Source organism: Pseudomonas sp. (genome assembly GCF_041601375.1).
Classification (GTDB): Bacteria; Pseudomonadota; Gammaproteobacteria; order Pseudomonadales; family Pseudomonadaceae; genus Aquipseudomonas.
In genome coordinates this window covers 1-12,847 of the sequence record NZ_JBFIIG010000029.1, presented here as the reverse complement: position 1 = coordinate 12,847, position 12,847 = coordinate 1, and the positions used below count along the sequence as shown (strand labels likewise).

The 12,847-nt window shown below is 62.2% G+C and carries 14 protein-coding genes; 3 read left to right on the top strand and 11 right to left on the bottom strand.

Features of this window, described 5'->3' with window-relative positions; translation table 11 throughout:
- Window positions 1–102: 102 nt before the first annotated feature.
- The 10 genes from ABZE94_RS06470 to ccoN (ABZE94_RS06425) form a co-directional block, all read right to left on the bottom strand.
- Complete coding sequence (locus ABZE94_RS06470; protein ID WP_372874710.1) at window positions 103–609, bottom strand: FixH family protein; 507 nt, start codon at window positions 607–609, stop codon at window positions 103–105.
- Window positions 610–623: 14 nt separating this feature from the next.
- Window positions 624–2,030 carry a cytochrome c oxidase accessory protein CcoG gene (gene ccoG, locus ABZE94_RS06465; RefSeq protein WP_372874709.1) on the bottom strand — a complete coding sequence of 469 codons (1,407 nt, stop codon included), beginning with the start codon at window positions 2,028–2,030 and terminating at the stop codon, window positions 624–626.
- Between the two features lie 137 nt (window positions 2,031–2,167).
- Complete coding sequence (gene ccoP / locus ABZE94_RS06460) at window positions 2,168–3,157, bottom strand: cytochrome-c oxidase, cbb3-type subunit III (protein WP_372874708.1); 990 nt, start codon at window positions 3,155–3,157, stop codon at window positions 2,168–2,170.
- A complete protein-coding gene (locus ABZE94_RS06455) occupies window positions 3,154–3,339 on the bottom strand; it encodes a cbb3-type cytochrome oxidase subunit 3 (RefSeq protein ID WP_372874706.1) in 186 nt (61 codons plus the stop codon). Before ABZE94_RS06455 ends, ccoP (ABZE94_RS06460) begins: the two co-directional genes overlap by 4 nt.
- A gap of 6 nt (window positions 3,340–3,345) precedes the next feature.
- Complete coding sequence (gene ccoO, locus ABZE94_RS06450; RefSeq protein WP_238042723.1) at window positions 3,346–3,954, bottom strand: cytochrome-c oxidase, cbb3-type subunit II; 609 nt, start codon at window positions 3,952–3,954, stop codon at window positions 3,346–3,348.
- The gene (ccoN, locus tag ABZE94_RS06445; protein WP_372874705.1) at window positions 3,954–5,396 is read right to left on the bottom strand and encodes a cytochrome-c oxidase, cbb3-type subunit I; all 1,443 of its coding nucleotides are present in this window, start codon (window positions 5,394–5,396) and stop codon (window positions 3,954–3,956) included. Before ccoN (ABZE94_RS06445) ends, ccoO (ABZE94_RS06450) begins: the two co-directional genes overlap by 1 nt.
- Before the next feature lie 356 nt (window positions 5,397–5,752).
- Window positions 5,753–6,685: a cytochrome-c oxidase, cbb3-type subunit III gene (gene ccoP / locus ABZE94_RS06440; RefSeq protein ID WP_372874704.1), complete on the bottom strand. Its 933-nt coding sequence runs from the start codon at window positions 6,683–6,685 to the stop codon at window positions 5,753–5,755.
- Window positions 6,682–6,852, bottom strand: coding sequence for a cbb3-type cytochrome oxidase subunit 3 (locus ABZE94_RS06435; RefSeq protein ID WP_372874729.1), 171 nt, complete (start codon window positions 6,850–6,852; stop codon window positions 6,682–6,684). Before ABZE94_RS06435 ends, ccoP (ABZE94_RS06440) begins: the two co-directional genes overlap by 4 nt.
- An 18-nt stretch (window positions 6,853–6,870) precedes the next feature.
- Entirely contained in the window at window positions 6,871–7,479 is a 609-nt protein-coding gene (gene ccoO / locus ABZE94_RS06430; RefSeq protein ID WP_372874703.1) for a cytochrome-c oxidase, cbb3-type subunit II, read from the bottom strand.
- Window positions 7,479–8,918, bottom strand: a complete 1,440-nt coding sequence (ccoN, locus tag ABZE94_RS06425; RefSeq protein WP_372874702.1) for a cytochrome-c oxidase, cbb3-type subunit I — start codon at window positions 8,916–8,918, stop codon at window positions 7,479–7,481. The genes ccoO (ABZE94_RS06430) and ccoN (ABZE94_RS06425) overlap by 1 nt, the downstream gene beginning before the upstream one ends.
- A gap of 105 nt (window positions 8,919–9,023) precedes the next feature.
- On the opposite strand from ccoN (ABZE94_RS06425), the gene ABZE94_RS06420 reads away from it, so the two are divergent.
- The gene (locus ABZE94_RS06420; protein ID WP_372874701.1) at window positions 9,024–9,704 is read left to right on the top strand and encodes an alpha/beta family hydrolase; all 681 of its coding nucleotides are present in this window, start codon (window positions 9,024–9,026) and stop codon (window positions 9,702–9,704) included.
- Here ABZE94_RS06420 and ABZE94_RS06415 read toward each other — a convergent pair.
- Window positions 9,701–10,639: a DMT family transporter gene (locus tag ABZE94_RS06415; RefSeq protein WP_372874700.1), complete on the bottom strand. Its 939-nt coding sequence runs from the start codon at window positions 10,637–10,639 to the stop codon at window positions 9,701–9,703. The two genes, ABZE94_RS06420 and ABZE94_RS06415, sit on opposite strands and share 4 nt — an antisense overlap.
- A 195-nt stretch (window positions 10,640–10,834) precedes the next feature.
- On the opposite strand from ABZE94_RS06415, the gene aceK reads away from it, so the two are divergent.
- The gene (aceK, locus tag ABZE94_RS06410; RefSeq protein ID WP_372874699.1) at window positions 10,835–12,559 is read left to right on the top strand and encodes a bifunctional isocitrate dehydrogenase kinase/phosphatase; all 1,725 of its coding nucleotides are present in this window, start codon (window positions 10,835–10,837) and stop codon (window positions 12,557–12,559) included.
- 139 nt (window positions 12,560–12,698) lie between these two features.
- Window positions 12,699–12,833 carry a PA1414 family protein gene (locus ABZE94_RS06405; protein WP_372874698.1) on the top strand — a complete coding sequence of 45 codons (135 nt, stop codon included), beginning with the start codon at window positions 12,699–12,701 and terminating at the stop codon, window positions 12,831–12,833.
- The last annotated feature ends 14 nt before the right edge of the window (window positions 12,834–12,847 follow it).

Genomic DNA, 12,847 nt, shown 5'->3' with positions numbered 1-12,847 from the left:
GTCGTGTACCTGGCGTTGCGATATAGCCTGTTAACGATGGCGGCGGGGTGCGCTCTGCACGCCGAAGCCTTTCGCCAGCGGCGATGCCGTAGCAGCAGTGCACTACCGGGCGTCCCCGAGGCGGATGGTCTTGCCGCTTTCCAGGGTTTCTTCCTCGAACAGGCGCCAGTCCTTGCCGCCTTCCTGGCCGATCAGCTCGACGAAGCGCCGGCCCTGCACCGCGTCCTGCATCTGCCCGCGGTACAGGCCTTGGCCTTGTGGCTGCAGAATGATGCGCCGGTCGCGCTCGGGTTGGGTGGGCGAGATCAGGTTCAGCACCAGTTGTGCCGGGCCGCTATTGCCTTGCAGGCGCAGTTCGGCAACGCCGGTTTCGTCGTCGAGGTCGAGGGTGGCGTGCAGTTGCAGTTGCAAGGCCAGGGATTCGCGCTCCAGCGACTGGTTGATGCCTTTGCCGACATCGTAGTAGTCATCGGAGATCAAGCCCGGCGGATTGCGCGTGGCAATGGTCAGCAGGGTCAGCCCTTGCACGACCGAGTAACCCAGCAGGGCAATGAGGAACCAGGGCCAGAACTGCTTGAACCAGGGTTTGATCGGTGCTTCGTCAGACATGCTTGACCTTTTGATCAGCGGACGCTCGGGCCGATAAAGCGGCTGGCGGCGTCGTTGTTGATGCTCGCATCGTCCGCGGAGCGGATGCGGAACATGATTTCATTGGTGCTGGACGGCAGTTTTTCCGGGTCGATCGACAGTTCGACCGGCAGCGACAGCACTTCACCGGCGAGGGCCTTGATTTCACGCTTGCCTTCGTAGACCAGGCCGTCGAGGCCATCGGCTTCGATCAGGTAAGTGATCGGTTGCTGGGCCTTGTTCATGATCTTCAGGGTGTAGACGTTCTCGATCCGGCCTTCCTCGTTCTCGCGGTAGAGTACGCGATCCTTGAGCACATCCAGTTCGACCAGCGAGCGACTGGCCACGGCCCAGGCGAAGACCGCCATCATGGCCAGCAGGGCGATGGCGTAGCCGATCAGCCGTGGCCGGACCAGGTGGGTCTTCTGCCCCGACAGGTTGTGTTCGGTGGTATAGCTGATCAGGCCTTTCGGGTAGTTCATCTTGTCCATGATGCTGTCGCAGGCATCGATGCAGGCCGCGCAGCCGATGCATTCGATCTGCAGGCCGTCGCGGATGTCGATGCCGGTCGGGCAGACATGCACGCACATTTTGCAGTCGATGCAGTCGCCCAGCCCTTCGGCCTTGTAGTCGGCGTCGCGTTTGCGCGGGCCGCGCGGCTCGCCGCGGCGTGGGTCGTAGGACACGATCAGGGTGTCCTGGTCGAACATCACGCTCTGGAAGCGCGCATAGGGGCACATATAGATGCACACCTGTTCGCGCAGGTAACCGGCGTTGCCATAGGTGGCCACGGTGAAGAAACCGACCCAGAACGTCGCCCAGCCGCCGGCCTGCAGGGTGAAGAGTTCGGCGATCAACTCGCGGATCGGTGTGAAGTAGCCGACGAAGGTGATGGCCGTGAGCAGGGACACGCCGACCCAGATGCTGTGCTTGGCCAGCTTGCGCAGGAATTTGCGCGCGGTCATCGGCGCTTTGTCGAGTCTCATGCGCTGGTTGCGGTCGCCTTCGGTGACCTTTTCCGCCCACATGAATACCCAGGTGAACACGCTCTGCGGGCAGGTGTAACCGCACCAGACGCGTCCGGCATAGACGGTGATGAAGAACAGGCCGAAGGCGGCGATGATCAATACGGCCGACAGCAGGACGAAATCCTGCGGCCAGTAGGTGGCGCTGAGGATATGGAATTTGCGTTCCGGCAGGTCCCACCAGACGGCCTGGCGGCCATTCCAGGTGAGCCAGACGGTGCCGAAATAGAGGATGAACAGCAGGGCGCCGCCGAGCATGCGCAGATTGCGGAAGAGGCCGGTGAAGGAACGGGTATAGATTTTTTCGCGATTGGCGTAGAGATCGACGGTGTCGACCTTGACCGGGGTGACGTCTTTAACGGGAATCTGCGTGTTCATCAGTCTGTACCACGGCGGTTGGTTGGCTGCCCCGGCCGATACATGCCGGCCGGGGTCATTCTCGCTATTGCGCTATGGTACGCCTGGCTTGCCCTGGTTGGGTGCGACCGGAGGTCGCGCTCAACTCAGGTGGAGAATCACTTCTCCTCGGGTTGTTGCGACAGGCTGTACACATAAGCCGCCAGCAGGTGCACCTTGTCATTGCCGAGGAAGTCTTCCTGGGCAGGCATCTTGCCGTTGCGGCCATAGCGCAGGGTCTGCTGAACCTGAGCGAAGCTGGAGCCATAGAGCCAGGTTCGGTCGGTCAGGTTCGGCGCGCCCATGGCCTGTTGCCCCTTGGCGTCAGCACCATGACAGACTGCACAATTGGCGGCGAAGATGTTTTGACCTGCGGCAACGTCTACCTGGATACCTTCCGGGTTTTTCAGGCCCGACAGGCTGCGCACGTAACCGGCGACATTGCGGATGCCTGTTTCGCCAAGTGCGGCCAGTTGCGCGGGCATCATGCCCTGGCGACCGCCCATGATGGTGGTCTTGATGGTTTCCGGCTCGCCGCCGTACAGCCAGTCGTTGTCGGTGAGGTTGGGGAAGCCGTAGGCGCCCTTGGCGTCGGAGCCATGGCACACCGAGCAGTTGGAGGCGAACAGGCGACCGCCCATCTTCAGGGCTTGCTCGTCCTGGGCAACCTGTTCGATTGGCATGGCGGCATATTTGGCGAAGATCGGCCCGTATTGCGCGTCGGCCTTGGCCATTTCCTTTTCCCACTGATGCACGCCGGTCCAGCCGGCGTTGCGCTCTTTGCCATCGGCGATCTGTACATCGGTGGCGAATGGCGTCTCGGCCTTGTTGTCGAGGTACTCGTAGCCGGGCAGCAGGCCTTTGAAGTTACCCAGGCCCGGGTAGAGCGCCAGGTAGCCCAAGGCGAAGACGATGGTGGCGAGGAACAGCATGAACCACCACTTGGGCAGTGGGTTGTCGTATTCCTCGATGCCATCGAACGCGTGGCCGACGGTTTCTTCGGTGGCTTCCTGGCGCTGGCCCTTGCGAGTGCCGAAGATAAGCCAGGTCAACGCGAAGATGGTGCCTAGGGAGAGGATTGTTACGTACCAACTCCAGAACGTGGTCATTGGTTATTGCTCCTGGAAGATTTCTCGTCACGCTCACTGGTTTTCGGATCGTCGGCGAAGGGCAGATTGGCGGCCTCGTCGAAGTTCGATTTACGCTTGCTGCTATAGGCCCAGAGCACAACGCTGATAAAGGCGATGAACACCACTGCCGTGCCTATGCCGCGAATAGTCCCGATGTCCATTGCGCGTTACCGTTTGTTCTTGATTGAGGTGCCGAGAACCTGCAGGTACGCGACCAGCGCGTCCATTTCGGTCTTGCCCTTCACTGCGTCCTTGGCCCCGGCGATGTCTTCATCGGTGTAGGGGATGCCGAAACCGCGCATGACTTCAAGCTTCTTCGCGGTGTCCTTGCCGTCGAGTTTGTTCTCGACCAGCCAGGGGTAGGCCGGCATTTTCGACTCGGGCACCACGTTGCGCGGGTTGTACAGGTGCGCGCGCTGCCACTCGTCCGAGTAGCGGCCGCCGACCCGGGCCAGGTCCGGGCCGGTGCGCTTGGAACCCCAGAGGAAGGGGTGGTCATAGACGCTTTCGCCCGCGACCGAGTAGTGGCCGTAGCGCTCGGTTTCGGCGCGGAACGGACGGATCATCTGCGAGTGGCAGCCGACGCAGCCATTGGCGATATACACGTCGCGGCCTTCCAGTTGTAGCGCGGTGTAGGGCTTGAGACCTTCCACCGGCTCATTGGTGACGTCCTGGAAAAACAGCGGGACGATCTGGGTCAGGCCGCCGATGCTGACGGCGAGCACCATCAGCAGCGCCATCAAGCCGATATTCTTCTCGATGATTTCGTGTTTCATCAGTGGGCGCTCCCAGCGGTGAACTGCGCAGCCGCTTCGTATTCAACCGGCTTGGCGGCTCGCACGGTGCGGTAGGTGTTGTAAGCCATCAGCAGCATGCCGGCGACGAAGAACATGCCGCCGACCATGCGCACCACGAAACCAGGATGGCTGGCTTCCAGCGCTTCGACGAAGGAGTAGGTGAGGGTGCCGTCCTGGTTGACTGCGCGCCACATCAGGCCCTGGGTGATGCCGTTGACCCACATCGAGGCGATATAGAGCACGGTGCCGATAGTGGCCAGCCAGAAGTGCAGGTTGATCAGCGCGATGCTGTGCATCTGCTCGCGGCCGTAGACCTTGGGGATCATGTGATAGAGCGCACCGATGGAGATCATCGCGACCCAGCCGAGGGCGCCGGCGTGTACGTGGCCGATGGTCCAGTCGGTGTAGTGCGACAGGGCGTTGACCGTCTTGATCGCCATCATCGGGCCTTCGAAGGTCGACATGCCGTAGAACGCCAGCGAGACCACCAGGAAGCGCAGGATCGGGTCGGTGCGCAGCTTATGCCAGGCGCCCGACAGGCTCATCATGCCGTTGATCATGCCGCCCCAGCTCGGCGCCAGCAGAATCAGCGACATCGCCATGCCCAGCGATTGCGCCCAGTCCGGCAGCGCGGTGTAGTGCAGGTGGTGCGGGCCAGCCCAGATATACAGGGTGATCAGTGCCCAGAAGTGCACGATGGACAGGCGATAGGAGTAGATCGGGCGCTCGGCCTGCTTGGGTACGAAGTAGTACATCATCCCCAGGAAGCCGGTAGTCAGGAAGAAGCCCACGGCGTTGTGGCCGTACCACCACTGGATCATCGCGTCGGTCGCACCCGAATACATCGAGTACGACTTGAACAGGCTCACCGGCATGGCGGCGCTGTTGACGATGTGCAGCATCGCGGTGACCAGGATGAACGCGCCGTAGAACCAGTTGCCTACATAGATGTGCTTGGTCTTGCGCTTGACCACGGTGCCGAAGAACACCACCGCATAAGCGACCCAGACAATGGTGATCAGTACATCGATCGGCCATTCCAGTTCGGCGTATTCCTTGCTGCCGGTGTAACCCATTGGCAGGGTGATGACTGCCAGCACGATCACTGCCTGCCAGCCCCAGAAGACGAAAGCCGCCAGGCCGTCGGAGATCAGGCGGGCCTGACTGGTGCGTTGCACCACGTAGAAGGACGTGGCCATCAGCGCACATCCGCCGAAGGCGAAGATCACCGCGTTGGTGTGCAGCGGACGCAGACGGCCGAAGCTCGTCCATTCCAATCCCAGGTTGAGTTCCGGCCACACGAGTTGTGCGGCAATGAACACACCTAGAAGCATGCCAATGACTCCCCAAATCACCGTCATCACGGCGAATTGGCGAACCACCTTGTAGTTATAAGCAGTCTGACTGATTGCTGTGCTCATGCTGGGTTCCACGGTTAATGGATTTTTATAGGGGGTAAAAATCGGCGGCAAGTATGGAGAAGGCAGGTAGCCAATGCAACGCCGCAGACCCACTGGGTCGTGCCTTCAAGGGCTTTTGGCAGGGGTTTCGCGGGGGCTCTGCAGTGTCTTGTCGACAACAAAAAAGCCGGGCGAAGATGGCCTGGCCCCAAGCTATGGCGGCTGGCGACTGCTGGCAAGCTTAACTCAAATCAAGAAATGACCAAGCCGCAGCTGGCCGATGCGACGTTGCGTCGCACCTGCTGCGGGCTGACAGAAGGTGGGGTTGGGGGAGGTATTGGCGACAGTTTTCTGTCGCCAACTTTGCAGGAGGGAACTTACTCGGCTCGCCGTTGCGCCTGGCCCAGGCTCAGCACATAGGCGGCCAGCAGGTGCACCTTGTCGTCACCCAGGTACTGCTCCTGGGCCGGCATCTGGCCGCTGCGGCCGTGGCGGATGGTCTGCTGCAACTGCACCAGGCTGCTGCCGTAGATCCAGCCGGCGGACTTGGTCAGGTCGGGCGCGCCGAGCATGGCCATGCCTTTGCCTTCTGCACCGTGACAGGCCTGGCAATTGCCGGCGTATACCTGCGCACCCTGCTGCAGGTCGAAGGACTTGTCGGCAGGCAGTGGCAGGCCGGCCAGGTCATGGCGCACGTAAGCCGCCACCTGTTGCACGCCGTCCTCGCCGATCACCTGGCCCCACGCGGGCATCATGCCCATGCGGCCATTGAGGATGCTGGTCTTGATCGCGGCAGGCTCGCCACCCCAGCGCCAATGCTTGTCGGCCAGGTTGGGGAAGCCCGCCGAGCCCTTGGCATCGGAGCCATGGCAAACCGAGCAGTAGGTGGCGAACATGCGGCCACCCATTTTCAGCGCCTGCGGATCTTTAGCCACTTCTTCCAGTGGCATGGCCGCATATTTGGCGAAGATCGGTCCATACAACTCATCGGCCTGATCCACTTCGCGTTGCCACTGGGCAACCTGGGTCCAGCCATCTGCGTAGCCCGGCAACACACCTTTCCAGTTACCCAGGCCGGGGTAGAGCACCAGGTAGCCGACGGAAAAGATCAGCGTGCCGATAAACAGCATGAACCACCATTTGGGCAGCGGGTTGTCATATTCCTCGATGCCATCGAAGGAGTGACCCATGGTCTGCTCGGTCTCGTTCTTGTGCGTCTCGCTCTTGCGGGTCGCGAAAATCAGCCAGAACAGGGCGAGCAGGGTGCCAACGGTCAGCAGGGTTACATACCAGCTCCAGAAGGTACTCATGGGGTGTTGCTCCTCGATGCAGCGGACGTGGGTTCATCGGCAAAAGGCAGCAACGCCGCCTCGTCGAACGTGGCGCGACGCTTGCTGCTGTAGGCCCAGAGCGTCACGCAGACGAAGGACAGCAGTACCAGTGCCGTACCTATGCCGCGCAGGGTGCCGATATCAATGGTTGCGAATGACATGGCCTACCTCTTGTTCTTGACGGCAGTGCCGAGCACTTGCAGGTAGGCGACCATGGCATCCATCTCGCTTTTGCCCTTGACCGCCTCCGCGGCGCCGGCGATGTCCTCATCGCTGTAAGGCACGCCGACCGTACGCAGCGCCTTGAACTTGGCGGCGGTGTCCTCGCCGTCAAGGGTGTTGTCCACCAGCCAGGGGTAGGACGGCATCTTCGATTCCGGTACCACGTTGCGCGGGTTGTATAGGTGGGCGCGGTGCCACTCGTCCGAGTAGCGGCCGCCGACCCGGGCCAGGTCCGGCCCGGTGCGCTTGGAGCCCCAGAGGAACGGGTGGTCGTAGACGCTTTCGCCGGCAACCGAGTAGTGGCCGTAGCGTTCGGTTTCGGCGCGGAACGGGCGGATCATCTGCGAATGGCAGCCGACGCAGCCTTCGCGGATGTAGATGTCGCGGCCTTCCAGTTGCAGCGCGGTGTACGGCTTGAGGCCGGCCACCGGCTCATTGGTGACGTCCTGGAAAAACAGCGGGACGATCTGGGTCAGGCCGCCGATGCTGACGGCGAGTACCATCATCAGGGCCATCAGACCGATATTCTTCTCGAGTATTTCGTGTCTCATCAGTGGGCTCCTTCAACCGAATACAGGGCGGCGGCTTCCAGTTCGGCGGCCTGGGTATGGCGCACGGTCTGCCAGACGTTCCAGGCCATCACCAGCATGCCGACGAAGAAGACGGCGCCGCCGATCAGGCGCACCACAAAGCCCGGGTGGCTGGCTTCCAGGGCTTCGACGAAGGAGTAGGTGAGGGTCCCCTCTTCGTTGACTGCACGCCACATCAGGCCCTGGGCGATGCCGTTGACCCACATCGAGGCGATATAGAGCACGGTGCCGATGGTGGCCAGCCAGAAGTGCACGTTGATCAGGCCGACGCTGTGCATCTCGGCGCGACCGAAGACCCGGGGGATCAGGTGATAGAGCGAACCGATCGAGACCATGGCCACCCAGCCGAGGGCGCCGGCATGGACGTGACCGATGGTCCAGTCGGTGTAGTGCGAGAGCGCGTTGACGGTCTTGATCGCCATCATCGGGCCTTCGAAGGTGGACATGCCGTAGAAGGCCAGGGACACCACCAGAAAGCGCAGGATCGGGTCGGTGCGCAGCTTATGCCAGGCGCCTGACAGGGTCATCATGCCGTTGATCATGCCGCCCCAGCTGGGTGCCAGCAGAATCAGCGACATCACCATGCCCAGGCTCTGGGCCCAGTCCGGCAGCGCGGTGTAGTGCAGGTGGTGCGGGCCGGCCCAGATGTACACGGCAATCAGCGCCCAGAAGTGCACGATCGACAGGCGATAGGAATACACCGGACGCTCGGCCTGCTTGGGCACGAAGTAGTACATCATGCCGAGGAAGCCTGCGGTGAGGAAAAAGCCCACCGCGTTGTGCCCGTACCACCACTGGATCATCGCGTCGGTCGCCCCGGCGTAGGCCGAGTAGGACTTGGTAAAGGTCACCGGAATGGCCATGTTGTTGACCAGGTGCAGGATGGCCACGGTGAGGATGAAACCGCCGAAGAACCAGTTGCCCACATAGATGTGGCTGACCTTGCGCTTCATGATCGTGCCGAAGAACACGATGGCGTAGCTGACCCAGACCACCGTGATCAGGATGTCGATCGGCCATTCCAGTTCCGCGTATTCCTTGGAACTGGTGTAGCCAAGCGGCAGACTGATGGCCGCCAGCACGATCACCGCCTGCCAACCCCAGAAGGTGAAGGCCGCCAGCTTGGGCGCGAACAGGGTAGCCTGGGAGGTGCGTTGCACCGCGTAGTAGCTGGTGGCGAACAGCGCACAACCGCCGAAGGCGAAGATCACCGCGTTGGTGTGCAACGGACGCAGGCGACCGAAGCTGGTCCAGGGGAGGTCGAAGTTGAGCGCGGGCCAGGCTAGTTGCGAGGCGATCAGTACGCCGACCGCCATCCCGACTATGCCCCACACCACCGTCATGATGGCGAACTGGCGCACCACCTTGTAGTTGTAGGCGGAACTGATTGTAGTGTTCATGTCTGGGTTTCCATCCACGGTTATGGGCAGATCATTCAAAAACAGTCGGCCTCACGCGAGCGTGAGCGGTGACGCAGGCCGAAGGACTTCTAAAGCGAGGCAAGCATGAGCAAAGGGCAAAGTGCCGGTATTGACCGGGGTCAATGCGTGCAGCCGACGGAGCAAGACGAGTGGCTGTGGAATCGGCCTGAGGCGACGGCGCAAGCCACCCTGATCCTCGCCCATGGCGCCGGCGCGCCGATGGACAGCGAATTCATGACGCAGATGGCGCAACTGCTGGCCGCACGCGGGGTTGCGGTAGTGCGCTTCGAGTTCGACTACATGGCCACCCGCCGCCTAGACGGCAAGAAGCGCCCCCCCAATCAGCAGGGCAAGCTGCTGGAAAAGTGGCGGGGGGTGTATGCCCGGGTGCGCCAACAAGTCGCAGGGCCGCTGGCCATCGGTGGCAAGTCGATGGGCGGACGCATGGCCAGCCTGCTCGCCGACGAACTGGGGGCCGATGCGCTGGTCTGCCTGGGCTATCCCTTCCATGCCGTTGGCAAGCCGGACAAGCCCCGCGTCGCGCACCTGGCCGAACTGCGCACGCCGACCCTGATCGTCCAGGGCGAACGTGACGCCCTGGGCGACCGGCAGACGGTGGCCGGTTATCAATTGTCCAGGGCGATAACCCTGCAGTGGCTGGCGAGCGGCGATCACGACCTCAAACCGCTCAAGCGCTCAGGCTTCAGTCATGAACAGCATATGCAGGCCGCGGCGGATGCGCTGGCAGGGTTTCTGGCGCGCTAGGGGCGAGGGTCAAGCCTGGTCGGTACCTGGATGGCCGCGTCGGCCGCTTTTGCAGGCGTGCCCGGCCGTACCACCAGCCACAGGGCTATGGCGATCAAGACGCCGCCATACAGGTAGGCCCAGGACAACGGTTCGTCGAGGAGCAGGGCGCCCCACAACACGCCGAAGGGCGGGATCAGAAAGGTGGTGGTCGAGGCCTTGATCGGGCCGATATCGGTCAGCAGGCGGAAGTACAGCACGTAGGCGAAGGCCGTGCAGGTCAGCCCCAGGCCGGCCAGGGACAGCCACACGTCGAGGCCGCCCCGGCTCGCCGGCGGTTGCACCATCAAGCTGCCAGCGAACAGGGGCAGGAGGAACAGGCTGGCACCGCAGAGGCTACTGAACGCGGTCAGGCGATTGTCCAGGCCGCCCTGTTGGCCGATCCAGCGCCGGGTGAGAAAGCCGGCGAAACCGTAGCAGGTGGTGGCGATCAGGCAGGCGGCGGCGCCGAGCAGCAACTCCTGGTCGAAGGCTACCGGGCCGGTGCGGGTCAGGACGGCGACGCCGAACAGGCCCAGCGCCACCCCCGCGGCCTTGCTTGGGGTCAGCGCCTCGGCGAAGAACAGCATGCCGATGAGGACGCCCAGCATCGGTGTGGTGGCGTTGAATATCGCCGAGTAGCCGGCAGGCAACACCAACGCCGCCAGGCTGTACATGGCCGATGGCAGGCCGGCGCTGAGCACGCCGAGCGCCAGGCACTGCTTGAGCTTGCCGCGAAAGTCCCAGGGCACGCGCATGATCAGCAGAATCGCGAGCAGGCCCAGGGCGCCCAGGCTGGCGCGAAAAAAGGCGGTCGGCATGCTGCCGAGCACCGGTGCGATGATCCGCATGAACAGAAAGCTCGCGCCCCAGATGGCGGCGAGTAACAGCAGGCGCAGCAGGTCGGCGGGGCGCACGAGGCACTCCAGATCGGTTCAGGGGCGAGCAGTGTTGCCGGGCACGCCGGGCAAGGCAATGCGAAAGTGGCTTTTAAAGCCTATCCGGCACCAATGTTTTGCCGTTTGCGACCTTTGCCGGCTTTTCCTCGGCGGCACCACTGGCTAAGCTCGGCAGTCCGTACAGTCGCTTCACTTGTCACCAGGGGTTTGCCCATGCCGCAGCAATGGCCCGCCAGCGCTATCGCCACGCTGATTCTCGACGGTTTCGACGATTATCGTGAACAGTTCCGTCAGATCACCAACGGAGCCCGGGTGCGCTTCGAACAGGCGCAGTGGCAGGAAATCCAGCGCGCCGCGGCCGCCCGAATCGCCCTCTATGAAGAGTGCGTCAGCGAAGTCAGTCAGCGCCTGCGTAAGGCCTATCCGCCCGAGGTGCTGCTGGATGTGGCGCAGTGGCCGCTGGTCAAGTCGGCCTACATCACCTTGATCGACGTGCGTTGCGACGACGAGCTGGCGGAAACCTGGTTCAACTCGATCTTCTGCGGGCTGTTCAGCCATGATCAGATCAACGATGGCTGCATGTTCATTCACACCACGCGTCCGGCGTTGCGCGCCAATACCCCGGAGCCGCTGACCCGGGTGTATCGCCCCCAGGGCAATATCGAACGGGCACTGCGGCAGGTCGTCGAGGACTACCGCTTCGAAGTGGCTTACGAAAACGTCGAGCGTGATCTGCAGCGCCTGGTCAAGCAGCTGCGCGAAAACCTGCCGGACTGGGTGTGCAAGGACCCGCAGTTGAGCATCGAGCTGTTCTCCTCGCGGCTGTATCGCAACAAGGGGGCTTATCTGGTCGGGCGGATCAATACCCGTGACGAGCAATGGCCGCTGGTGATTCCGTTGCTGCACCGGGAAGGTCAGGGGATCCAGATCGATACGCTGATTACCGATGAAGCGGAGGTGTCGATCATCTTCTCCTTCACCCGTTCCTATTTCATGGTGCGGGTCGGCTACCCGGCGGAGTTCGTCGGTTTTCTCAAGCACATCCTGCCGGGCAAGCATGTCGCCGAGCTGTACACCTCGATCGGTTTCTACAAGCACGGCAAGTCGGAGTTCTACCGAGCGCTGATCAATCACCTGGCCAGCACCGACGACAAGTTCGTCATGGCGCCCGGGGTGCGCGGCATGGTCATGAGCGTATTCACCCTGACCGGCTTCAACACCGTATTCAAGATCATCAAGGACCGTTTCGCGCCGTCGAAGAACGTCAGTCGCGCCACAGTGATCGAAAAATACCGCCTGGTTAAGAATGTCGACCGGGTCGGCAGGATGGCCGATACCCAGGAATTCGCCGATTTCCGCTTCCCGCTCAGCAAGTTCGAGCCGCAATGCCTGGCCGAGCTGCTGGAGGTGGCGCCGTCGACCGTCGAGGTCGACGGCGATACCGTGCTGGTGCGTCACTGCTGGACCGAGCGGCGCATGACCCCGCTGAACCTGTATGTCGAAAATGCCAGCGAAGCCCAGGTGCGCGAAGCGCTCGACGATTACGGCCTGGCGATCAAGCAGCTGGCCGCCGCCAACATCTTTCCCGGCGACATGCTGCTGAAGAACTTCGGCGTCACCCGTCACGGTCGGGTGGTGTTCTACGATTACGACGAAATCAGCTTCCTTACCGAGGTCAATTTCCGGCATATCCCGCCGCCGCGCTACCCGGAAGATGAGATGGCCTCCGAGCCCTGGTATTCCGTGGCACCGATGGACGTGTTCCCCGAGGAGTTCCCGCCTTTTCTATTTGCCGATATCAAGCAGCGTCGCTTGTTCGGCCAACTGCACGGCGAACTGTATGACGCCGATTACTGGAAAAGCCTGCAGGACACGATTCGTGCGGGCAGGGTGATCGACGTGTTCCCTTACCGGCGTAAAGCCGAGCAGGTCGAATAGGGGCTGGCCCGGGCCGACAGCCGGTCATGTCCACGGTCGTTTGATTTGCATCAAGCTTCTGCAAGTGCGCCGGGTTAATCTACGCTGATAGAAGGTGCTTTCGAGCGCCTTGTCGAAGTCCTTGGCAGGAGGAAATTCCATGAGCGCCAAGTTGCTTAACGCCTTACATGACCTGCTGGTTGCCCTGGGCTTGCTCGATCGGCCGAAACTGCAACCTGTGCCTGTGCGCGATGACGACCAGCGCCGCCCGCAAGCGCCGCGCCGGCGCCGCTGAGCGGTAGGGTTGCC